This window comes from Alteromonas sp. 14N.309.X.WAT.G.H12 (assembly GCF_036697315.1).
Taxonomy (GTDB): Bacteria; Pseudomonadota; Gammaproteobacteria; order Enterobacterales; family Alteromonadaceae; genus Alteromonas.
Map to the genome: position 1 here is coordinate 1 of NZ_JBAHZB010000054.1, position 23,414 is coordinate 23,414.

Consider the following 23,414-nt stretch of genomic DNA (forward strand, 5'->3'; position numbering starts at 1 on the left):
TCGCTTGTAAACACAGCTAAATTGTCATTAGAAAGAGCAAACGAAATAAGTGCATCAGTTAGTGGGTTATCGTTTTGGTCCACTACCGTGAGATTTACCGTAAGGGGATTATCTGATGCCAGATCTCTGTCCTCAACACCACTGTCGTTAACCAAAGAGAAAGTAACCGTATATTCAGGATCCAGGGCAACATACTGCCCGCTGAAGTAAAGGTGGTTGTCGCAGTTGTTCCATCAGGAAGAGTCGCTGTTATCTCTCCATCTCCCGCCGCTGAGCCAACCGTCAAGCCGATACTTGCTTCACCATTTTCATCTGTACGGGCAGATGCGGTGTCGCTTGTAAACACAGCTAAATTGTCATTAGAAAGAGCAAACGAAATAAGTGCATCAGTTAGTGGGTTATCGTTTTGATCTACTACCGTAAGATTAACAATTAATGGATTATCTGAAGCTAAATCTCTATCTTCTTCACCACTTGTGTTCACTATAGAAAAAGTCACACTATATTCAGGATCCAGGGCAACATCACTGCCCGCTGAAGTAAAGGTGGTTGTCGCAGTTGTTCCATCAGGAAGAATCGCTGTTATCTCCCCATCTCCCGCCGCTGAGCCAACCGTCAAGCCGATACTTGCTTCACCATTTTCATCTGTACGGGCAGCAGCCGTATCAGTACTGAAGTTTGCTAAATCATCGTCCGAAAGTGAGAACGAAATAAGAGAATCGGTTAGCGGGTTGCCATATTGATCAACCACTTCAAGAGAAAGCGTTAATGGATTATCTGATGCCAGATCTCTGTCCTCAACATCACTGTCGTTAACCAAAGAGAAAGTGACCGTATATTCAGGATCCAGGGCAACATCACTGCCCGCCGAAGTAAACGTTGTTGTCCCTGTGGTGCCATCAGGTAAGGTGGCGGTGATCTGGCCATCTCCTGCTGCCGTGCCAACGGTCAAGCCAATGGTCGCCTGACCAGAATCATCGGTTCTGGCCGTCCCAGTATCATTGCTAAAATCCGCTAGCTCATCGTTTGAAAGCGTAAACGTCACCAAAGTATCCGCGAGGGCAGATCCCTCTTCGTCCGTGACGGTCACGACAACGGTCAACGGGTTATCCGTCGCAAGATTACGGTCAGTCTCATAATTTTGGTTTACGAGGGATAAAGAAACCGTGTAAGTTTCATCCGATGTATCATCTGAGTCTGTGCTTGAGTCAGAGTCACGCTCTAGCGAGTCTCCTCCACCACAGGCAAATAATAAAAATAACATACTGAACAGTGTCAGAGACTTGGAAAGTGTTTTCATAGTTGTCTTCCTGGACCTCTAGTAATTGGCATTATTGAAATATTTCTGATTTCAATTTGTTATGATTCTGGCACACTAATACTAAAACAAAATCAAAAAACAATGTTGTTTAGGAAACTTACATGTCTCAATCTTCAAAAAAGCTTAGCCTTACCGCCAAAATCTTTATCGGCATGGGAGCCGGAATCATTACAGGCGGATTACTTCAGCTTTTGTTCGATGATAGCGGAGATTTACTTTTTTCGGTATTCGGCTATAGCTTTTCAACGTATGGGATTGTCGTAGAAGGTATATTCTCCACTATTGGACAGATTTTCATTAACAGTTTGAAAATGCTGGTTGTTCCTTTAGTGTTTGTTTCGCTGGTATGCGGTACATGCAGCTTAACGGACCCCAGCAAACTCGGCAGGTTAGGTGCAAAATCCATCGGTTTATATATTCTCACAACCGCTATTGCGGTCACACTGGCCATTAGTTTTGGCTTGTTAGTGTCTCCCGGAACGGGGGTTTCCATACCCACTGATGCCGATTATGTGGCCAAAGAAGCGCCTTCTCTTGCCCAAGTGATTATTAATATGTTTCCCACCAATCCCATCCAAGCCATGGCGGAAGGAAATATGTTACAAATTATTATCTTTGCGGTACTTTTTGGTGTTTCCATGGCCATGACAGGTGATGCGGGTAAACGTTTAGGCGCCATTTTTGAAGATATCAACGTTATCATTATGCGCCTGGTTACCATTATCATGAATTTGGCCCCTTATGGGGTATTTGTTTTAATGGCTAAATTATTTAGCACCATTGGTGCAGAAATGCTGGGGAGTCTGGCAAAGTACTTCTTCTTAGTGCTGTTTGTATTGGTATTACATGGCTTGGTTACCTACTCCATACTGTTAAAAGGCTTAACTGGGTTAAACCCCCTTAGGATGTTGGAGAAAATGCGCGATGCCTGCTTGTTTGCCTTTACCACATCAAGCAGTAGCGCAACCTTACCGGTTACCATGGAAACCGCGCGAAACAAGTTGGGTGTAGGCAAATCCGTCTCATCCTTTACCCTCCCCCTTGGCGCCACAATCAACATGGACGGTACCGCCATCATGCAAGGGGTCGCCACCGTCTTCATCGCCCAGGTTTACGGCGTTGATTTAAGCTTGGGTGATTACGTTATGGTGGTACTTACTGCCACACTCGCATCTGTGGGTACCGCAGGCGTACCCGGTGTTGGATTAATCATGCTGGCAATGGTACTGCAGCAGGTCAACCTTCCGGTTGAAGGTATCGCCCTTATTATTGGTGTAGATCGTCTTTTAGATATGACACGCACTGCCGTCAATATAACCGGTGACTGCATGGTCTCGTGCATCGTTGCGAAAAGTGAAGGTGAATTAGACGAGGCCGTTTATAACGACCCCAATGCTGGCGCAAAAGAAGAAACCGTGGACTTCGAGCATTTCGATAAAAATCAGTAATCCTCCCTTCATCGCCCCGGCTAACGGCTTATTGCCCTGGCCGGGGACACTTTTACTGCCTGACTTGCCGGATACCAAGTGGCCAAGACGCACAATATAAACGCCACACATACTGTTATTAGCACATCTGACCATTGTAGCTGTGAAGGCAAAAAATCAATAAAGTAGATATCACCAGACAGCAATGTAATACCGGTAAAGGATTCCAAAGCACTCACTATTGACGACAAATTCGGCGCAATAATCACCGCAGCCCCCGTGCCCACAACAATACCTAAAATACCGTTTATTAAGCCTTGAAACATAAATGTCCGGCGAATCAAGCTGTCACTGGCTCCCATGGTTTTTAATATGGCAATGGCGCTGTGTTTTTCTCGTACCGCCATAACCAAGGTGGAGACAATATTAAAACAGGCCACAGCAATCACCAAGGTGAGTGAAATATAAACCACAGCACGGACCAATTTAATATCCTTGTATAAATGCCCTTGGGTCCGTGTCCAGTTTGAAATATAAACCGCCTGGGGAAAGTCGTAACCAATACTTCGCATGGTCTCGTAGGCAGCGTAAGGATCGGCTAAGGTAAATCGTAACCCTTGCGCACCTGTGGTGATACCTGTCTCTTCCGAAGCCTTTGATAAGTGCATAAATGCCAGATAATTATCCATTTCGCCCCCCACCTGCAATCGACCAGCTACCGTGAGTGTCATCAAATGAGGCGCTTTAAAGGACAGATTATTTGTCGCCGTTGGGATTAATACCTGAATGCGTTCACCCACTTTAAGCCCCAGCTTTTTGATGATCCCCTGCCCCAGTAATACCTGATCGTCCTGTGTGATAAACTGCTGCCAGTCTTCAACAGAGACCTGATCCAGCCACTTATCGTGCTTTGCTTCGTCAACCGCTAAGCCTGTAAGCTCAATCGCTTTAAGGGTACCTTTGTGCTGCAACATACCGGTTATTTTGGTGTAAGGCTCCACATGTTTTATACGGGGATCCTTTTGAAGTCGATGCACCTGATCTTCCCATTGCTCAATGCCGTCATTAACAGCATAAAGTTCACCGTGAGGTATGACAGCTAAGATCCGATTTAACAATTCCCGTTCAAAGCCATTCATAATTGACAGCAACACAATAAGAACAAAGCAGCCTAAACCGATACCCAATGTAGATGAAAAAGAAATAAACGAGATATAACCATTTCGCTGCTTACCCTGACGAAAACGCACGCCCAGTGTCCACGCTAAATTCACAATCAGGCTCCTTGTGTGGTCAGTAAACCGTCTTTGATGCGTAGGGTACGATGCATTTTTTGCGCTAGGCGATTATCGTGGGTAACAACCACAAAACTGGTGCCAAACCCCTGACTTAAATCACATAAAAGCTGATACACCTGCTCACCGGTTTTATCATCCAAATTACCTGTAGGCTCATCGGCAAGAACCAATGCTGGGCGTGTCACCAACGCCCTGGCAATGGCTACCCGTTGTCGTTCTCCACCGGAGAGGGCCGAGGGTTTATGATCCATGCGATGTGTTAGGCCTACCTTTTCGAGGATGTCAGTAGCAGCGGCAATCGCTGTTGCTTTTGATTCGCCGCGAATAAGCAGCGGCATGGCGGCGTTTTCCAAAGCGGTAAATTCAGGCAATAGGTGATGGAATTGATAGATGAAGCCAATATGCTGATTACGTAATGAGGCCAGCTGACGGCTTTTCATGGCGGTGATACTTTGTCCCTTAAACCACACTTCACCTTCAGAGGGGTTATCAAGCCCGCCTAAAATATGCAATAAGGTGCTTTTTCCTGAGCCAGAACTACCTAAGATAGCCACATGTTCAGACGGATTAACAGTAAGGGAAACATTTGTTAAGACTGCAGTTAGGTTTTCACCATCGTGATACGTTTTTGACACGTTACGACATGCTAAAACTTCATCCATTATATTAGCGCTTCTAGTTATGATTTCTACCAGAATGGATAATATCGTGAAGTCACAGCAACACCAAGATTAAGGCGTTAAAAGAAGGAAATATCGAGTTAATGGCGGAGCGGACGGGACTCGAACCCGCGACCCCCGGCGTGACAGGCCGGTATTCTAACCAACTGAACTACCGCTCCACATTTTCAATATTTTTCAGCAGCTTGCAGAAAATGATTTAACACCTCTGCCCTGACTGCGGCGCAGATAATACGTATTCCCTATGGTCGAGTCAACGGTTTTTTTCGATAAAATACTCATGAAAGGTCTGTTTGCATGTTTTATGTTCATTATGTTGCAATATAAACCAATTAGCCTTGCCGCCGTACACTAAACAAACAACGCCTGACGGTTGGTTAGTAAAACGGAACACCCTGTGGGGTCCCTATTGCTCCGAATCCGTTGGCTTTTTCTTAAACAAACTGCCAATACGATGCATAAAACCCTTTTTATCCAGCTCAACATTCGTGGTTTGCTCTGGGTTATTAGGTAACGCAGCACGTTTACGCCGCCAAAGAATAAATACCGCAACCAGTACGCCAATAAAAATAATGGCACCGTTAACACTGATGATTGCAATAACAAGGGTATCCTTATCCATGGATTGAGGGACTTCCTCCGCTATCGGGGGGGCCTCATCGGGGATCACCGTGTCAGCCCCTGTGGATGAAACATCGAACATATCCCCTTGCAGATCATCTTCTGCGTCAGAAGGCGCTTCGCCAAGGAAACTGTATTCGGGTACATCAAGAATAATATCTCGGCCATCAAAGGTGGTGGCATAGGCTGTCACCTTGATGCGAAATATGCCGTCTTCATACGCTAATATTCGATGAGTTCGGGCGTGTTCTGACGGTTCGGTAATGGAAAAGTTTTGAATGTCGCCATTGGGAAACCGCACCTTACCGTCAATAAGTAACGATTGAATATTAATTTTATCCCTCACCACATCAATGGTGAGCTCGTGATATCCCGTTTGACCATCGTCGGGTACCACGTTTAATAAGACAGGATTAGGATAGAGCCGGATAACCGGGTTAACTTGCTCTCTGGAAAACATTGGGGTTTTAACCGTGTAAATAGGACGCCATTCACCGGCAGAGATAGCCAAATTAAACTGACCGGTAAAAACACCATCAAGCGGGGCTTCGTCCATGCCTTGGCCATTATCTTCAAAAGTGGCCACCACTTCATCTTGGGCACCAAAGTTTTCGTAATTGGGATTATTGGTACTTTTTAGTTGAACGTCTAAGGTTACTACGTCGCGAAACTGCGTATAATCGATGGGTTTTCCCCCATTTGTCAGATACGCGGTTTGTTTAAGCACTTCACCAGAAAAAAGCACCGGGGGCAGCGGATCAGCATGAAGCTCAATATCGGACAGCACCATAACCCGGCTATCCGGTAGGATTTGCCCTACGGCTTGCCAAGGGCCGGGAACAGGCTGTTTGATCTTCACCATATCGAAGGTGTCATCATCAAACCAAACCACCTTATCTCCGTCCGCCTGGCTCGCATATATTTTTGAGCCATCGGGACGAACAAGCACCACCGATGGCGAACCATACTCGCGGAAGAAAACCAGGGTGACTTCATCGACCTGATAATCAATACGAAAACGATTGCGCAACAGCACAATGGAATTTTGATAGTCATCACCCAGTGTATTTAACACCGTACTGGGATCCGTCACATCAGAGGGGGTTCCTTGCGCCGAGACGCTCCCCCATCCCGTCCACAAAAAAACAACAAGGGATGATGAAAAAAAGAAGATTAGTGTTCTGATGATTGACGCCACAAACATTTACCACCACTATTTTGCACAATATCCAATCGCGCTTCATGTTGTTCTAATTCATCGGCGGTGGCACGTATAACCTTTAATTTATTTGCGTCACGCTGACGTCGTCGTATACGTTCTCCCCCCGCTGAGCCATCATCCCCGGTTTGGCCAGCCAAATTCAGTTTAGTCTGCCCACCGGTCATCATAAGGTATACGTCAGCGAGGATCTCTGCATCCAGCAAAGCCCCGTGCAGTTCCCGATGACTATTATCGATACCATAACGACGACAAAGGGCGTCGAGGTTATTCTTCTGCCCCGGATGCATCTTCCGTGCAAGTAGCAAGCTGTCTAGCACATCACAGATGTCTTTGGTCTTTACCGATTGGGTGGCGCTATTTAGAGCAAACTCATGATCCATAAAGCCCACGTCAAAGGCCGCGTTATGAATAACTAACTGGGCCCCGGTGATAAAGTTGATAAAATCCTTGGCCACATCGGCAAATAAGGGCTTATCAGCAAGAAACTCATTGGTAATGCCGTGCACTTCAATGGCTTCTTGCTCAATCTCGCGCTGAGGATTGATATACACATGAAAATGGTTACCGGTCAGCTTACGATTGATCACCTCTACACAACCAATTTCGATGATACGATGACCTTCTTTAGGGTCGATACCTGTGGTTTCCGTATCCAGAACAATTTGACGCATAATTTGGCAACCTTGAATTTGTAACAACTAAATGGAAACATCAGCTTAACCTACAGTTTAAGCTGGTAGTAACGTATCGGGGGCATTAGTATACCAACCCCATAAGACAAAACACACTGCAACCGTAAAAAGGCGTTTTCATGGCAGTAAAGAAAATCACAATTTATACCGATGGCTCATGCCTAGGTAATCCTGGACCGGGCGGCTATGGCGCTTTGCTGATTTATGGAGAGCATGTCAAAGAACTCAGTAAAGGCTTTTATCAGACCACGAATAATCGTATGGAATTGATGGCTCCTTCTGTGGCATTAGAATGCCTAACCGAGCGTTGTCAGGTAGATATTACCACTGACAGCCAATACGTGAAAAATGGCATCACCCAATGGATCCATAACTGGCGCAAAAATGGTTGGCGCACGGCCAGTAAAAAAGCGGTGAAAAATGCCGATCTGTGGATACGATTAGATAAAGCAGTAAAAAACCATGACGTTACCTGGCATTGGGTAAAAGGTCATTCAGGACATCCGGAAAATGAACGCTGTGATGAACTGGCAAGAACCGCTGCATTATCCCCCCAAGAGGAAGATATCGGGTTTGAAGGCTAACATCACTAGGCTAAATACACCCGTAATTCAGCCTGTGGGTTAAAGGGCGCGAACAATAAAACCTGTCCGGCCCTTTTATTACATTACCATTTTACAATCACTTTGCCTTTGGTTTGGTTACTTTCCAGCAATTGATGGGCTTGGGCCACAGCATCTATGTTTAACACAGTATCCACATTCACTTGCAGCGCGCCAGACTCAAACCCCTGCAAGCCATGGGTAACAAAATCAGCAATCAATGACGCCTTATAGGCATCGGTGCGATTACGTAAAGTTGACCCTTGAATTGTGGCGCGTTTTGCCAACAAAAGCGCCATATCAAGTTGGTCGCCATAGCGGCCTCCTAACATAGCCAGATACACCACTTTGCCGTCTTGGGCGAGCACCTTTAAATTGCGATTAAGATAATCACCGCCTATGAAATCAAGAATAAAATTGACGCCATCACGCCATTGTTCCCGCAAAACCGTGGCAAAATCCTCGGTACGGTAATTAATAGTGAGTGTCGCCCCCATTTCAGTGCACAAATTCAGCTTCTGTGTACTGGAAGCCGTGGTTGCCGTCTCAATACCTTTAAAGCGACACAATTGTAATGCCGCTAAGCCCACACCACTTGCCCCGGCATGGATAAGTGCTCTATCTGATCCTTGTAAACCACCAATAGTAAACAGGGCTTGCCATGCGGTGAGGTAAACTTCGGTTAGTCCGGCGGCATCAATTAATGATACATTTTTAGGGACCGGGATCACGTGGGTGGCATTTACCGCAACGTATTCGGCATATCCGCCGCCGGCCACCAGCGCGCAAACCCGATCACCGCTATGCCATTGAGTCACATTGGGGCCGACTTCAACCACTTCACCGGACACTTCCAATCCAAGAATATCGCTTTCACCCGGTGGTGCTGGATATTTCCCTTGCCGTTGCAGTGTATCGGCTCTGTTGACGCCAAAGGCCGCCACTTTAATGAGTATTTCCCCATCTTTCACTACCGGTACAGGTCGCGTCTTTATCACCAGACTTTCCGGCCCATCTTTGGGGGTAAAATCAACATATCGCATAAATACTCCTTTTTCGAAGACTTGCCATGCAACACAAGCCTAGTTTGTTATACCTAATTGCATGGCAACAGTTCAATAGTCGCGATAAATGATGAGAAAAGCTATACTACAGCCCTCATTTCATTCATTTTTATATTCGCAATGTCAGCAACCGTAATCCTTCATCCCCAACGTGATAAATCCCTACGTCGTCGTCACCCTTGGGTTTTTGCCAGTGCCGTCGATCAATTGAAAGGTCGCTGCCGTGCTGGTGACACCGTCGATGTTCACAGCAGTGAAGGTAAGTGGCTGGGTCGGGGAGCCTGGTCTCCGGAGTCCCAGATCCGAGTAAGAATGTGGACCTTTGAAGCCGAGGAATCCATAGATAATGGCTTTTTTGTACGCAGGATTGCCCAAGCTTATTCCCTAAGGCAAAAATGGGTAATCAGTCCAGATACCAACAGCTATCGTTTAATTGCCTCTGAATCTGATGGCCTGCCGGGTGTGACGGTGGACGTCTATAACACCGTTATCGTTCTTCAACTATTAAGTGCTGGTGCCGATAAACAGCGTGACAAAATTGTATGGGCATTACAAAAAGTGTTACCCGGCAAGGATATTTTTGAACGCAGTGATGTCGATGTGCGACAAAAAGAGGGATTAGCACCAGTGGTGCAAGCCCTGGTAGGCACCCCACCCTCCGTTGTGGAAATAATGGAAAATGGTATTCGTATTCGGGTAGATATTGAAAACGGGCATAAAACCGGCTTTTATCTCGATCAACGGGATAGTCGAGCGGCCGTGAAGCGATATGCCAAGAACGCTGAAGTACTAAACTGTTTTAGTTATACCGGTACCTTTTCATGTTATGCATTACAAGGCGGTGCGAAAAACGTCACCAATGTGGATGTTTCCGCTCCGGCGTTAGCATTGGCCGAACAACATCTTGCCATGAATAACCTCACTAATCCTCAAGGTAAAATGGTAAATGAGGATGTCTTTCAAGCGCTTAGAACCTATCACCAACAACAACGTCAATTTGATATGGTTATACTTGATCCGCCAAAATTTGTAGACAGTAAAGCGTCTCTTAATCGCGCTGCCAGAGGGTATAAAGATATTAATATGTACGGCATTCACGCCGTAAAATCTGGCGGGTTACTGTTTACGTTTAGCTGTTCCGGCTTGATGCCCGCGGAGCTTTTTCAAAAGATCGTCGCAGACGCTGCCCTTGATGCCGGGCGTACCATTAAAATTATCGAGCGACTGTCCCAAGGACCTGATCATCCTGTCATTGGCACATTTCCAGAAGGCTATTACCTAAAAGGATTGATCTGCGAAGTCAGCGATATCTAATGGCAGTTATCAGACGGGCAACGAAGACGGCTGAACCGCCTTACTTTCCCGTCGTTGCCAAAACATTTCGTGAAAATAGAATGCAACAGTATTAATTGCCGGTTCCACCAGTGCCACGGCACCGCCGACGACCAAACTGCCAGTCAATAAATACGCTACTGTGAAGGCCACGGTAAAATGCATCATGGCGAAAGTGATTGTTTTAGTCATACTGATATCCTCATTGAGTTGTTGATAATGATTATCACTAACAATAAGGTTTTTGTACAATCTAATTAATCAATCCTGCGCATTGAGTAAAGAGATTTACTTCATTTCCGAAATTTCAACACCAATAACACAGCTTGCATCGGTTTCCGGTACACACCGCACCACCGTTGCCACTGCAGAAAGAGAGGGAATTTGCGAACTGTTTGAATCGATAGAGACATTGACTTGCGTACCAATCTCAATTGACGGCTCTTCAACCTCCAATGACATGCCTGTTGCACTGATGTCTTTGCACACAGCCTGATGTGTACGGCTGGACTCTTCATCATTAATCTGCACCTGGCAGGGTGAATTGACCATCATCCTGAAAAAATTACGTTTATCGTCGTATCCTAACATTTTACTTCTCCCAACCTCTGGCAGTAACCGAATAAACTCCTACCCTCTTATAGGATCACACCAGAAGTATGTCAACCGCAATCCGCCCACCTAGGAGTAAAGTCGTATTAAAAATCCTGCAACGCATTCAGTACACGTTTTGCCGAGACCGGATACGCCGTGCCCAACTGCTGAGCAAATAAGGACACCCGTAATTCTTCGATCATCCATCGGATATCCTGTAGCGGTGCCGGGATCTTATCCTGTGTGTATTTGCTGCACGCCTTTTTAAATTCGGCTTCTACCTTTGATAGTGTTTGTTGATGCATACGATCTTTATTGGGATCAATAGGCAGTTTTTCCAATCGCCGCGCCAACCCCTTTATGTACCGATTCCAATCAGCCAATCGATGACTGCCAATATCCGAGACAAACCCCGGATAAACCAGCGTACTTAAGTGTTGCTTAATATCCCCAAGGGCGTTGACCATGGTCAAAGGGATGCTACCTTTCATTTTTTTCTGACACTGATGGGCTAACGTCAAACCTTCTTCCACCTGCTTAGCGATGGCCAACACGGTGTCGTTAATCTCAGCGCGAACAAAATCGGCGCAGCCATTAAACGCATCAGCATGGCGAATTTCATGCCCTTGCTGCGACACATACTGCTGGACCAGCTCATCAATGCCCGCTTCTATGCAGTCATCAATCAATGCTTTAATCTGGCCGAAGGGATTAAAATACAAACCCAACTTTGCTTTGTTGGGCAATTTAGCCTGTAAATAATTCAGTGGCGAAGGCATGGCATTGCGAATTAAAGTATTGACGCCTTGGCGATGTAAATGACGGGCCTTTTCTGGCTCGTCCACCAACACAATGTCTACGCCTTCACCTTGGGGAACTAACGCCGGATAGGCTTGCACTTCAAATCCCCCCAATTTTTGGGTGAATGACTCTGGCAGTGAATCAAAATCCCATTGTTGCAGGCCTTTGCGTTCTAACTCGGGGGTAACCGCTTGTTCAAATGTGGCGGTAACCTGCCCTTGGCACTGCTTTTTCAACAATTCAAGATCGTCACCTTTAGCAAGCGTCTTGCCTTCATCGTCCACCACCGCAAAGTGCATTTTTAAGTGTTTATCCAGTTGTGCACAATTCCAGTCTTCGGGCTCTACCCGTACCCCCGTCATCCGTCTTAATTGATCAGACAGCGCCGTTAATAGAGGCACCGGTTGATTTTTCTTGTCCACCGGCGAAATGGCTTCCAGGCAGGCTTGGGCATAATTAGGGGCTGGAACAAAATTCTTCCGTAATCGTTTTTCCAACCCTTTAATTAAACTCACTAACAGTTCCTGTCTTAACCCCGGCACAAGCCAATCGAAGCCCATATCCGCTACCTGATTTAAAATGGGTAACGGGATCAACACGGTCACGCCATCATCCTCGGCACTGGGTTCAAAGTGGTAACGTAGCGGTAAACGGATATTCCCTTGCTCCCAAGTATCAGGAAATGCATTGGATAAGTGGGATTCAGGTTGTTGGCGATAAACGTCCTGCTCGGTAAATAACAAACTATTTTTGTCTTTTTGTCTGCTATACCACTTTTTAAATGCCGCTTCACTATTGACCTCTACCGGCAAACGCTGAGCATAAAAAGCCAACAGATCATCTTCATCAACCATAAAATCCCGGCGACGAATTTTTTGCTCCAACTCATCCACCTGATCCAGTAAGGCTAAATTATCAGACAAAAAACGGTAACTTAATTTTGTATCACCGTCGATAAGGGCATGGCGTATAAAGAGTGTCTGACTTACCTCAGGATCGATCTGGCTATACACAACGGTGCGTTTGGGAATGATAGGCAACCCAAACAAGGTCACTTTTTCAAATGCCACCACGGCTCCCCGCTTCTTCGACCAATGAGGCTCAGAATAGCTTGATGAGCTAACATGTTTAGCCAGTGGTTCCACCCAGGTGGGATCAATTTTCGCATTCACTCTGGCAAACAATTTAGATGTTTCAACCAGCTCAGCCGCCATCACCCACTTGGGTTGTGCTTTCGCCAAGCCAGAACCAGGAAACAGCATAAAACGTGAATTTCTTGCCCCGATATACTCGCGATCTTTATCTTTCATGCCCAAGTGCGACAACAAACCACTACAAATAGCCTGATGTACGGCGGCATAATCGGCATGCTCGTGGCCAATTCCCAGCCCAATTTCGGCAATGGATTTCTTCAACTGACTGACAATATCCTGCCATTCCCGCATTCGTAAATAATTGATGAAATTGGATTTACACCATTTTCGCAACTGATTCGCTGATAAGGCTTTTTGCTGCTCTTTAAAGGCTTGCCATAAGTTAAACAAACTAATGAAATCCGACTCTTTGTCCACATATGCACTGTGTTTTTCATCCGCTTGCTGGCGTTTGTCCTGGGGTCTTTCCCGGGGATCCTGAATGGAAAGCCCAGCGGCAATAACGATAACTTCCATTAAGGCGTTGGTTTTACCCGCTTCAATTACCATGCGGGCATAGCGCGGATCGATGGGTAATTTGGCAATTTTCCGCCCTAATGGCGTCAGCGAGGCCTTACCTTTTTTACGGGTAATGGCCTGAATTTCTTCTAATAACCTAAAGCCATCGGTAATATTGCGATTATCAGGCGGCTGCACAAAGGGAAAAGCCCCAATATCGCCAAGCCCAAGGGCAAGCATTTGCAAAATTACCGAACCTAAATTTGTGCGCAAAATTTCCGGATCCGTAAAGGCAGGACGACCGAGAAAATCCTCTTCGCTATATAACCGTATACATATACCGTTTGAAACCCGTCCACATCGACCGGCTCGCTGATTTGCCGAAGCTTGGGAGATAGGTTCAATGGGGAGGCGTTGAACCTTACTTCTGGCACTGTATCGCGATATACGCGCCGTGCCTGGATCAATCACATATTTAATACCTGGCACCGTGAGCGAGGTCTCTGCCACATTGGTCGCTAACACGATACGTTGGCCGTGATGAGATTGGAAAATACGGTTTTGTTCTGCGGCGGATAGGCGCGCATACAAGGGCACAATTTCGGTGTTGCGGTACTGCTGTTTTTGCAGCGCATCCTGGGTATCACGAATATCACGCTCACCGCTTAAAAAGATAAGAATATCGCCGGGGGCTTCTCGTTTTAACTCATCAACGGCGGCGATAATGGCATCGGTCTGATCCCCATCCTCATGGCGATCTTCAGGCCCATGATAACGAATCTCTACCGGATACGTACGCCCGCTGACTTCAACGATAGGCGCATCCATAAAATGACGACTAAAGCGTTCAGGATCAATGGTCGCGGATGTAATGATCACCTTGAGTTCTGGACGTTTTGGCAGTAATTGTTTGAGGTAACCCAGTAGAAAGTCAATATTCAGACTACGCTCATGGGCTTCATCAATAATGATGGTATCGTATTGATTTAAAAAACGATTTTTTTGCATTTCCGCAAGCAGCATACCGTCAGTCATTAACTTGATATAGCTGGACTCACTGACTTGATCAGAAAATCGTATTTTAAACCCGACTTTCTCACCTAAGGGTGTATTGAGTTCTTCGGCGATGCGGGTGGCAACACTTCGCGCGGCCAATCGACGAGGTTGGGTATGCGCGATCAACCCCTTCACCCCTCGCCCTAATTCCAAGCATATTTTGGGTAATTGGGTGGTTTTTCCTGAGCCAGTTTCACCGGCCACAATCACCACCTGACTGCTAGCGATGGCGGCTTTTATATCTTCTTTTTTGTCACTTACCGGTAACGGAGGATAGGATATGGCAGGAACATTCTCACTGCGCCATTGACGTCGTGCTACCGACCCTTGGATTTTTTCTGCTAACCGTTGAAGCTGCGCCTCACCCTCCTCTTTATTTGTTTTTAATAACGCAGCACAACGCCGTAACCGATTGCGTAATGAGAATTGGTCGGCAATCATGCAATCAGGTATTAAATCAAAAAATGCAGATAGAGAAGGTTTTTCAGTTTCAATCGACAACGCGCATTCCTTACAGCAAACTAGCAGGCTTTATTCAAAAAAGGCGCTAAAGTTTACCATAAATAATGCGCATTGCAGGGGCATTAATCGCTAACTGGCTTTCTGGTTGTAACCCGACTGCAATTGCTTGTCGATGGCTCTAAGTACCGCGGCGCGATTAATGATGCCCACTAACTTGCCATCCTCGTCAATCACAGGAAAGATCCGTGGTCTTTCATTGATTAACCGTTGTGCCACTTCCAGTACCGAACTCCATGGTTTAACGGCTGACACAGCGGTTTGCATAACATCTTTAACGCGGCACACTTGCTCCCGATAGTAACTCGATTCAATCATCTGCTTTAGGCAATCCTGCTCAGATAAGAAACCGACCACTTTACCCAGCTTATCTTGCACCGGACCACCTGTTTGTTTGCTTGCTAATAAGGCTTCAACGGCCTCAGCGACCGGCATGTCTGGGGTTAATTTTACCGGGTGGAGATTCATATAATCACTGACTAACAAAGATTCCATATTGCCTCCTTTACACCGCAAAAAAGTGGTGTATCAGCATTTTTATCATTATTCATCTCTAACCCAATCAAACGACGCGTCAAATTCACCGTTATACTGGGTTATAGCCCTCTTTGAGCCTAGACCCAAGGGAACAAATATGCGAGTAAGTTTAACTATTTTTTAACCCCTACTCATGATTTTTGACGCTGTGATAGCCGCTTAGGTGCCAGCATCAAATGAAACCACAATCTGTTAAATTAAATTTTAGCCTGAGACGGAATTACCCCACGTTTGTATCTGGCTAGCAGTAAAACTCACTGGTATAGTCCACCATGAAGTCACTAATAAAGGATCAATACGTATAATGACGCAACATGCGCCCAGTATACTTTGGCATGATTACGAAACTTGGGGAGCCAACCCGGTAAAGGATACGCCATGTCAATTTGCCGCCATCCGCACCGATACCGATCTTAATATTATTGGCAAGCCCATTAATATCATGGCGCAAATCGCCAATGATATGCTGCCTCACCCCCAAGCTTGCCTTATTACCGGCGTCACACCGCAACAATCGTTACGTGACGGCATGATAGAAGCAGAATTTGCGCGACAAGTGAATGACGTGATGATGCAACCTAATACCTGCGTCGCCGGATACAACAGCATTCGCTTTGACGATGAAGTGACACGTCACCTGTTTTACCGTAATTTTTTTGACCCCTATGCCCGTGAATGGCGAAATGGGAATTCCCGTTGGGACATTATCGATCTGGCACGGGCCTGTTACGCCCTTCGACCCGACGGCATTACTTGGCCGGAAAAAGAACCAGGGATCCCAAGCTTTAAATTAGAAGATTTGGCAAACGCCAATAACCTTGATCATGGCCAGGCTCACGATGCGTTGTCCGATGTTCACGCCACCCTGTCCTTGGCAAAGCTGATAAAGAAACATCAGCCGAAATTATACGACTACAGTTTTTCTTTACGCAGTAAACATCAAGTACTAAAGCAGATTAATACCCAGTCGCCCTCGGTCTTGCTCCACGTCTCGTCAAAAATTCCAGCCTCACAGGGTTGCTGTACATGGATATTACCGGTGGCACCTCATCCCACCAACACCAATGCGATTATTTGTGTGGATTTGTCATTGCCCGTAGACGTACTGATCAACGAAGATGCAGATACCATACGAGACAGACTTTATACCTCTAACCATGATTTAGGTGATCTGCAACGTCCGGGTTTAAAATTACTTCATATTAATCGTTCGCCCTTTATTACCACCGGCAAAGCCCTGACTGAGGAAAATGCCCAACGTCTTGGCATTGACAAAGCCCAGTGTCTGCAACACTTTCGTGCGCTTATTAATATGCCCAACTTACGAGAAAAGCTGACGGACGTTTATAGCGCCCCCCTTGAAGAACGTGACGTGGATCCAGACCATGGACTGTACAGTGGTGGTTTTTTAAATGAGGAAGAACGACGTTGGTGTGATAACGTACGTAACGCATTGCCAGAAAATTTAGCTCCGTTGGCAGACCAAACACAAAATCTCACTTTGCGTACCATGCTATTTAGATATCGGTGTCGTAACTACCCTCAAACCCTTACCGCAGATGAGATGTACCGTTGGCAGGCTCACCGACAAAACCGATTAACGGATAACGACTCTCCGGCAACAATGACTCTGGAACCTTATTTACTTGAACTTGAACAATTGTTGGAACAGTATCGGGAAGATCCCCACAAACAAGCAATTTTACGGGCACTCTATCAATATGCGCAAAACCTTTGACCTGACGCAGTTGTACAACTTAAATTAGATAGACTAATGTCATAGATACAGTCTGCCGATAACCTAATGGCGAGATATTACGGATATAAAAAATGAAAGGCATTTCTTACAATTATAATAACGACACACAATTCCTAACACTCACCATTGACCCCGGTGCGATGGAGCAAGATATCGATCGCGGGGGCGTTATCGATTATCTTTCAACCACCCCCTATGCCAACTTCTACGTCTCAAAGCGATCACTTAAATCTCTCTGTGATAAGGCAAATCTTGCGTTTAAAACTGGCGATACGACACCGATAACGGCAGATATTGCCCAATTACGCCATGCAGAAGTAGAATTTGTTATCAGTAAGGATGCCCTATCGGCGTCACTGAGACTGACCACGCCCTATGGCGGCAAAATGCCAAATGCCATCACGGTACGAAACCTTGCCTACAAAAATCGTATTCGTCGAGGCGTCGGACTAAGACATATAGAAGCACTACTCTCGCTGGCAGAAGACGCCGAACCCGGCGAGATTATTGAAGGGGTTATTGCCAAAGGAATGCCGGCAAAAAACGGCAAAAACTCTCGATTTATCCCACTGGTTCCTAATGCTTTAGAACGGGTTTTAAAACCCCAAACCGACGATAATAACAAAACGGATTTACGTAACCTAGGGGATGTGGTTTGTGTAAAAGTCGGTACACCTGTATTGCGGCGAACCCCACCGACACAAGGACGTAAAGGCTTTGATGTTAAAGACACATTGCTGATTCCCAAACCGGGAAAATGGCTAGACTTTAAAATGGGGACGAATACAGCTGTCAGCGATGATGACGAAAATGTCCTTATTGCAAAAATGTCCGGTATGCCTAAATACCATAATTTAAAAATGGATATTGACGAAACCTTCATTTGTAAAGGCGTTAATGTGGGCACAGGCCATGTTACCTACGAAGGCGCGATTTTAGTGAACGGTGACGTTGCTGAAAAGATGATCGTTAAATCGCCAAAAGATATTACCATCAATGGCTTTGTGGAATCGGCCCATATCGAAGCCGGTGGCGATATTATTATTACCGAAGGAGCGATGGGGAAAGTTGACGACAATAGCCAAAACTACAGCTGTACATTGATTGCCGGCGGCAGTATTCATATCCAGCATGGCCAAGGTATCGATTTAAGAGCAAAGGGAGATATCACCGTCAGTCGGCAGTTAGCTTACAGTCGAATACATAGCGGTGGTGGCGTCACCGTGGGGCAACTCGATAAACCCATGGGTAACCTGTTTGCCTGTGAACTGATTTGTCAGGATAAGGTTGAAGCCGGTACCTTAGGTGCGGTGGCTGGAAGCACCTTAAAAGTCGACTTCTCACCGGGACTGGCCGTCTTAACAGAAAAAAAAGAGACCATCGATGAACTGCTTAAGCACTTACGCGAGAATAACCTTCGTCACAAAGAAAAACTCGCGCTGATTGTACAGCGTTTGACTCACAAGGATTTAGAACACAAAGTCTCTGAAGTAAAAGCTATGCTTCACAATGAAACTGCATTGTTATTCTGGCTGGAGAAAAAATCCATTGAGCTACAAACTCGAAAAGACGAATATGTGGCCCGAATTAAATTAAAAGCCAATAAACGCCTGTATACGGGCGTGTCCGCCAAGTTAAATAATCGTAATTGGCGCTCAGAGCGCGAACTTGAGTCCTGTGAAATACGCTATAATGCTCATCAGTGGCACTATCACCCCATTGTAAGATAAAACCCGTACGCCTTAATTATTCCGTTAAGGCGACACAGTTTCCCCCCCGCCGCCGTGATGAAACCAACGCCTTGTTGAGGGCTTCGTGCCATTCCACAAAGCCTTGGCCTTGTTGTAGCTCAGCGACACCGACAAACAAGGTAATATGCGTGACTAATTCCTCTGACAAGGCGTTCAACAAGCGAAGAGCCAGCTTTTTGGCAGCGAAAATGTGGGTTTGCGGACACAGGATCACAAATCGATTAGACTCACACCTTACCGCGATATCCACATCACGTACCGCAGATAAACAAATGCTCGCCATTTGTCGATAAAGCTCATCTTGGTCATTTTGATCCAGTCGCGACGTAAGGTTATCCTGTAATTCAATACCAATAAGACTACTCGGATTTTGAAAGCGCTGATAACGTGAAACCTCTTCTTCCACCTTACGCATTAAATAATTTCGATTGTATAAGCCTGTTAGTTCATCACGGTTAGAAAGAAATTCAAGAGTACGATTTCTCTCTAACAAGGTAGATTGTAATACTTCAATCTCCTCATTTTTATCGTTTATTTCTTGCTTATAGATGCGTATTACACGACGTCGCCATGTTACGGCAGCAATAATACCCACCACAATCACCACAATGATGATAACAGGTGTATACCGATTCTCTCTCACTTGCTGGGCTGAATTCCAGCGCCGATAAATATCAACCTTCCTACTTTCCGGCAAGGTATCGATGGCTTGATTTAAAATGGGTAACAAGTACGCATAATGTTTGTTAACGCCAAAAGACAACAAATCAAAGGGTTCGGCGAAACCAACAATTTTAAGGTTATTAAATTCGTGACTGTTAATGTAACTGTAGACACTTAACAAGGAGCCAACCATGAGATCCAGTTCTCCGTTGGATACCTTCTCAAGCCCTTCTGCATTCGAATCAACATACTCGGTAATGATATTTGGATAATATCGAGCCAAATATTCAGTGTGTCGAAAGCCACCTACGACACCGACAAGGTAATTTCCCACCCCATCAAATCCCTGTACCATGGGCATATCCGTACCGCCAATGAGAACGTTCGGAACTTCGATATACGGCGTAGAAAAAATCAAAAAATGACTACGGCTTGGTGTGCGATTGATCATTGTGGTCATCATACACCGTCCCGTCTCTAAAGCTTCGAGGCTTTCTTGCCAACTTTCTGTGGGTATGAGCTCAAACTCTAATTTCGTGAAATCTTCAATTATGCGTAAATAATCAGCAGAAATACCTATGTGTTTGCCATCCCTCAGCGCTTCATAGGGTAGCCATTCCGGATCGATGCAATAGGTAACCTTATTGCTTGGTTCTTGAGCAAACGCCGTATTTACACCACTAAAAAACGTACCTATAACGACAAGTAGAAACAGGAACTGGACGACCAAAAAGGAAACCTCGCAACCATTAAAGGGTGTAAACTTTTCGTCAGTATTACTTATCTATACGCTACATTGCAATATTATGCCCACATTTGGCCATTGATGAGATATGAATTGAAAACGAAAACAACAAATAAAAGCGGGAATGGAACAAAGAAAGCCCCCGCTATGCGAGGGCTATGATATTGGTGTTTATTATACGCGGCGACGGCGTAATACTAAACCGGCAAATGCCATAGCAAAAAGTCCGAAAACAGCAGGTTCTGACACAGCGACGGTTCCCACGCTAGACACTAACGTCACGTCATCCTCAAAGGCTTCAAAAACGTAGCCCCCTGAATAGAGATCATAAATTGAACCATAATTATCGTAAGTAGACATCAAATCCACATAAAGGTAATACAACCAACCACCATCATCTTCTACGTCAAAGGTAAGGTACTCCACACCAGCCATAACATTATCCACGTCGATCATGGCTTCAAAATCCCATGTATAAGGATTCCAACCATCCGCCAGTGGGATATAAAGATCAACTAAGTCGAATCCAACCATATCGTAGGTACTCACCACTCCCATACCCGAATCAATCAAGGAATCGTCCAGACTCGTTTGTACTGTCGCCAATTCAACGGTACCTAAATTAACGGTTGTGGTAATAAGAACAGCGTTGGAACTGGCCGAGAACAGCAAAGCACAACATGACAATATTGCAGCACTAAATAATGATTTAATTTTTTTCATAACTTCACCTATTTTTTTATATAGGCGCAGCATAAGGCTGCGCCTTTTCCCTCTGATTTTATTCTTGAACAGCTTCTACAACGGTGGTGCCTTGTTCCACACCCTCATCATCATAGAAAGTCACGGTACCCATATAAGGTACGCCTGACGTTAAGCCACTTGCGGTAATACGTACGTCACTGGTGCGTCCATCTATGGCACGGGATGACATACTAAAACGTGTGGCACTGTTTGTTTCGGTCGTTATCCAATACGGCATTTGGAAAGAAGTACTTTCAACACCGTTGAGATCCCAACCTTGCACAAACACAATGTAGAGATCACCGGCATCGATATTATCTGCCGCTTCTGGATTAATCAGCGTTACATCTTCGTCAGAGCCAGCCGCTGCAGAAGATCCTACTAACGTGCACGAATAAGAAATACACCGATAGACGAACAAATCTAGATCGGTTCCCTCTTGTTCTACTAACTCATCAAAAAGACTGAAACGTGCAAGAGACGCGCTCTCTGGTACAGTGAAGTAGGTTACTGACAACCCATCTTCTAAAAAGGTAAAGGTACCGTCAGCATCTTGTTCAACCACGCTATCTACAATACCCGGTCCGACTAAACCTTTATAATCCAAGCTAGCAGTACCGGTATAGTTCATGCCGACAGAAAAGAAGCCACGACCACGGCTGTTAAGTGCTACTGATACCGATTCAGACACATCCATCTTCACATCTGCAGCGGGGTTGACCGCAACGGGGCTACGAACCACAGTACCGTCTTCGCCGGTCAGTACGATTGCACCGAATTCCCAGCTATCAATAACGGTAGAGTCCGTTTTATTGAAGGTTACAGTGAAGGCAGAGACGTCACCGGGTGACACTTCCAACACGTCACCGTCAAGTGGCGTGAAGTCGCTGTTATAGCCTTGAACTGTCACAGACAGGTTATCCAACCCTTCAACTGCAATGCTATAACTGCCGCCTGCACCGCTGACGTCCGTCACATAACGTACAATAGTCTCTTCGCCACTTAACTCACCAATGGCGATAGAAGGATAGTTAAGCTGACTTCCGTCAATGGGATAATTCGCTTCTTCAAACTGATCACAGGTATATCCTGATTCAGTTTCAACGAAGGTATCTTCACCAAGACCACACATAAAGCCCATGTAATCATAGAATCCAGCATCAAAAGTAAGGCCAGGTTCCATGGCTGAAACGGGCGCTGCATGACCTGCACCAAAATCAAACGGATCCGCCGGTGTTACACCATCTTCTTTCGTTACATCTTGATAAGCGGTGGTCATTAATGCAGATTTCACCTGGGCAGGTGACCAGTCTGGATGTTGATCTATCAGTAAGGCTGCCATACCCGCAATATGAGGCGATGACATAGAGGTACCACTGAGGTACGCAACTTGATTTCCTTGCTCTCCAAACATAGGGGTGCTAGACGTTGCCGCCAAGATATTCACTCCCGGCGCAGTAATATCCGGCTTAATAACATCAAGGGTGGATGCATTTGGACCACGACTGGAGAATTCAGCCATCATATTGCCGATTTCGGTTTGCTCAACGAAAATAGAACCACTCATGTTAACTGCGACATCTTCGCCACCGGAGACCGCCGTGTTTAACATAGAGCCCACACTTTCTGAAACCATCCCGCCAGGGATGCCACCAACATAGTCGCCCCCCATAATGGTCACGCCACTGCCGTTGTCATAGACCACAACCGCTGTTGCACCAGAATCAACGGCACGACTGACTTTTTGCGTAAATGCACATGTACCACGCTGAATAAGCACAATATTGCCGTCGATTTCTTCGGCGTTAGTTAGCGGCGTAGAGGTTTCGCCTTCGTAACACGCTTCTAATGGTTGTGCTACGACTAACGAGCCGCTAACAGGTCCAGACTCACTAAGTGGCAAAGTAATACTACCTTCCGTGAAGGCGTAGGTTTCTGTTGCGCCCGATTGGGTTACTTCAAGGCCATTCACATAGCTGGTACCATCATACGTTGACGCACCCACAGTGGTCACCCAAGGTGCCGGTGTCCCAATGGTCGATTCCGTAGGCCCACTATTACCGGCAGACACTGAAACGAAAATCCCTGCTTCAGCAGCCCGTAACATGGCCGCTGTGGAAGGTACGGTAAGATCGGTTAAGCTACCGCCGATGGAATAGTTAATGACGTCGACACCATCCACAATGGCTTGCTCGATGGCCGCCATGCTATCACTGTAGAAACAGCCAGCTTCATCAGCACCCGACGGGCTAACATAATCTGAGTTCCAGCAGACTTTGTACATGGCGATGCGCGCACGGGGAGCGATACCACTCATGGTACCTATCTCTGTAC

18 protein-coding genes and 1 tRNA gene are annotated in these 23,414 nt (G+C 45.9%); 5 read left to right on the top strand and 14 right to left on the bottom strand.

The window, feature by feature from the left end; translation table 11 throughout:
- Window positions 1-94 precede the first annotated feature (94 nt).
- Entirely contained in the window at window positions 95-1,300 is a 1,206-nt protein-coding gene (locus V5298_RS13495; RefSeq protein ID WP_332931972.1) for an Ig-like domain-containing protein, read from the bottom strand.
- A gap of 122 nt (window positions 1,301-1,422) precedes the next feature.
- Here V5298_RS13495 and V5298_RS13500 point away from each other — a divergent pair, with 122 nt between their 5' ends.
- A complete protein-coding gene (locus V5298_RS13500; protein ID WP_332931973.1) occupies window positions 1,423-2,769 on the top strand; it encodes a dicarboxylate/amino acid:cation symporter in 1,347 nt (448 codons plus the stop codon).
- A 20-nt stretch (window positions 2,770-2,789) separates the two neighbouring features.
- On the opposite strand, the gene lolE is transcribed toward V5298_RS13500, so the two are convergent.
- The 5 genes from lolE to dnaQ form a co-directional block, all read right to left on the bottom strand.
- Window positions 2,790-4,022 (bottom strand): lipoprotein-releasing ABC transporter permease subunit LolE, encoded by a 1,233-nt coding sequence (lolE, locus tag V5298_RS13505; RefSeq protein WP_332931974.1) that lies wholly within the window; start codon window positions 4,020-4,022, stop codon window positions 2,790-2,792.
- Between the two features lie 2 nt (window positions 4,023-4,024).
- Window positions 4,025-4,708 carry a lipoprotein-releasing ABC transporter ATP-binding protein LolD gene (gene lolD / locus V5298_RS13510; protein WP_332931975.1) on the bottom strand — a complete coding sequence of 228 codons (684 nt, stop codon included), beginning with the start codon at window positions 4,706-4,708 and terminating at the stop codon, window positions 4,025-4,027.
- Window positions 4,709-4,810: 102 nt separating this feature from the next.
- A tRNA-Asp gene (locus tag V5298_RS13515) sits at window positions 4,811-4,887 on the bottom strand.
- 245 nt (window positions 4,888-5,132) lie between these two features.
- On the bottom strand, window positions 5,133-6,440 hold the full coding sequence (locus V5298_RS13520; RefSeq protein ID WP_332931976.1) for a TIGR03503 family protein: 1,308 nt from the start codon (window positions 6,438-6,440) through the stop codon (window positions 5,133-5,135).
- A gap of 80 nt (window positions 6,441-6,520) precedes the next feature.
- Window positions 6,521-7,240, bottom strand: coding sequence for a DNA polymerase III subunit epsilon (dnaQ, locus tag V5298_RS13525; RefSeq protein WP_332931977.1), 720 nt, complete (start codon window positions 7,238-7,240; stop codon window positions 6,521-6,523).
- Between the two features lie 140 nt (window positions 7,241-7,380).
- Here dnaQ and rnhA point away from each other — a divergent pair, with 140 nt between their 5' ends.
- Window positions 7,381-7,845 carry a ribonuclease HI gene (gene rnhA / locus V5298_RS13530; protein WP_332931978.1) on the top strand — a complete coding sequence of 155 codons (465 nt, stop codon included), beginning with the start codon at window positions 7,381-7,383 and terminating at the stop codon, window positions 7,843-7,845.
- 83 nt (window positions 7,846-7,928) lie between these two features.
- On the opposite strand, the gene V5298_RS13535 is transcribed toward rnhA, so the two are convergent.
- Window positions 7,929-8,906: an NAD(P)H-quinone oxidoreductase gene (locus V5298_RS13535; protein ID WP_332931979.1), complete on the bottom strand. Its 978-nt coding sequence runs from the start codon at window positions 8,904-8,906 to the stop codon at window positions 7,929-7,931.
- Window positions 8,907-9,047: 141 nt separating this feature from the next.
- On the opposite strand from V5298_RS13535, the gene V5298_RS13540 reads away from it, so the two are divergent.
- On the top strand, window positions 9,048-10,241 hold the full coding sequence (locus V5298_RS13540; RefSeq protein ID WP_332931980.1) for a class I SAM-dependent rRNA methyltransferase: 1,194 nt from the start codon (window positions 9,048-9,050) through the stop codon (window positions 10,239-10,241).
- Between the two features lie 9 nt (window positions 10,242-10,250).
- Here the strand turns inward: V5298_RS13540 and V5298_RS13545 are convergent, their stop codons facing one another.
- The 4 genes from V5298_RS13545 to V5298_RS13560 form a co-directional block, all read right to left on the bottom strand.
- Window positions 10,251-10,451, bottom strand: coding sequence for a DUF2061 domain-containing protein (locus V5298_RS13545; RefSeq protein WP_332931981.1), 201 nt, complete (start codon window positions 10,449-10,451; stop codon window positions 10,251-10,253).
- A gap of 96 nt (window positions 10,452-10,547) precedes the next feature.
- Complete coding sequence (locus tag V5298_RS13550) at window positions 10,548-10,850, bottom strand: PilZ domain-containing protein (RefSeq protein WP_332931982.1); 303 nt, start codon at window positions 10,848-10,850, stop codon at window positions 10,548-10,550.
- A gap of 107 nt (window positions 10,851-10,957) precedes the next feature.
- Window positions 10,958-14,803: an ATP-dependent RNA helicase HrpA gene (hrpA, locus tag V5298_RS13555; RefSeq protein ID WP_332931989.1), complete on the bottom strand. Its 3,846-nt coding sequence runs from the start codon at window positions 14,801-14,803 to the stop codon at window positions 10,958-10,960.
- Between the two features lie 150 nt (window positions 14,804-14,953).
- Window positions 14,954-15,376 (bottom strand): CBS domain-containing protein, encoded by a 423-nt coding sequence (locus V5298_RS13560; protein WP_332931983.1) that lies wholly within the window; start codon window positions 15,374-15,376, stop codon window positions 14,954-14,956.
- A 346-nt stretch (window positions 15,377-15,722) separates the two neighbouring features.
- Here V5298_RS13560 and sbcB point away from each other — a divergent pair, with 346 nt between their 5' ends.
- Both sbcB and V5298_RS13570 read left to right on the top strand, forming a co-directional pair.
- Complete coding sequence (sbcB, locus tag V5298_RS13565; RefSeq protein ID WP_332931984.1) at window positions 15,723-17,156, top strand: exodeoxyribonuclease I; 1,434 nt, start codon at window positions 15,723-15,725, stop codon at window positions 17,154-17,156.
- A 92-nt stretch (window positions 17,157-17,248) separates the two neighbouring features.
- A complete protein-coding gene (locus V5298_RS13570) occupies window positions 17,249-18,907 on the top strand; it encodes a FapA family protein (RefSeq protein ID WP_332931985.1) in 1,659 nt (552 codons plus the stop codon).
- 16 nt (window positions 18,908-18,923) lie between these two features.
- Here the strand turns inward: V5298_RS13570 and V5298_RS13575 are convergent, their stop codons facing one another.
- The 3 genes from V5298_RS13575 to V5298_RS13585 form a co-directional block, all read right to left on the bottom strand.
- On the bottom strand, window positions 18,924-20,321 hold the full coding sequence (locus tag V5298_RS13575; protein ID WP_332931986.1) for a transporter substrate-binding domain-containing protein: 1,398 nt from the start codon (window positions 20,319-20,321) through the stop codon (window positions 18,924-18,926).
- Window positions 20,322-20,510: 189 nt separating this feature from the next.
- Complete coding sequence (locus V5298_RS13580) at window positions 20,511-21,092, bottom strand: PEP-CTERM sorting domain-containing protein (RefSeq protein ID WP_332931987.1); 582 nt, start codon at window positions 21,090-21,092, stop codon at window positions 20,511-20,513.
- Between the two features lie 25 nt (window positions 21,093-21,117).
- Window positions 21,118-23,414 (bottom strand): S8 family serine peptidase (locus V5298_RS13585; RefSeq protein WP_332931988.1); only part of this gene is annotated, 2,297 nt, incomplete at its 5' end.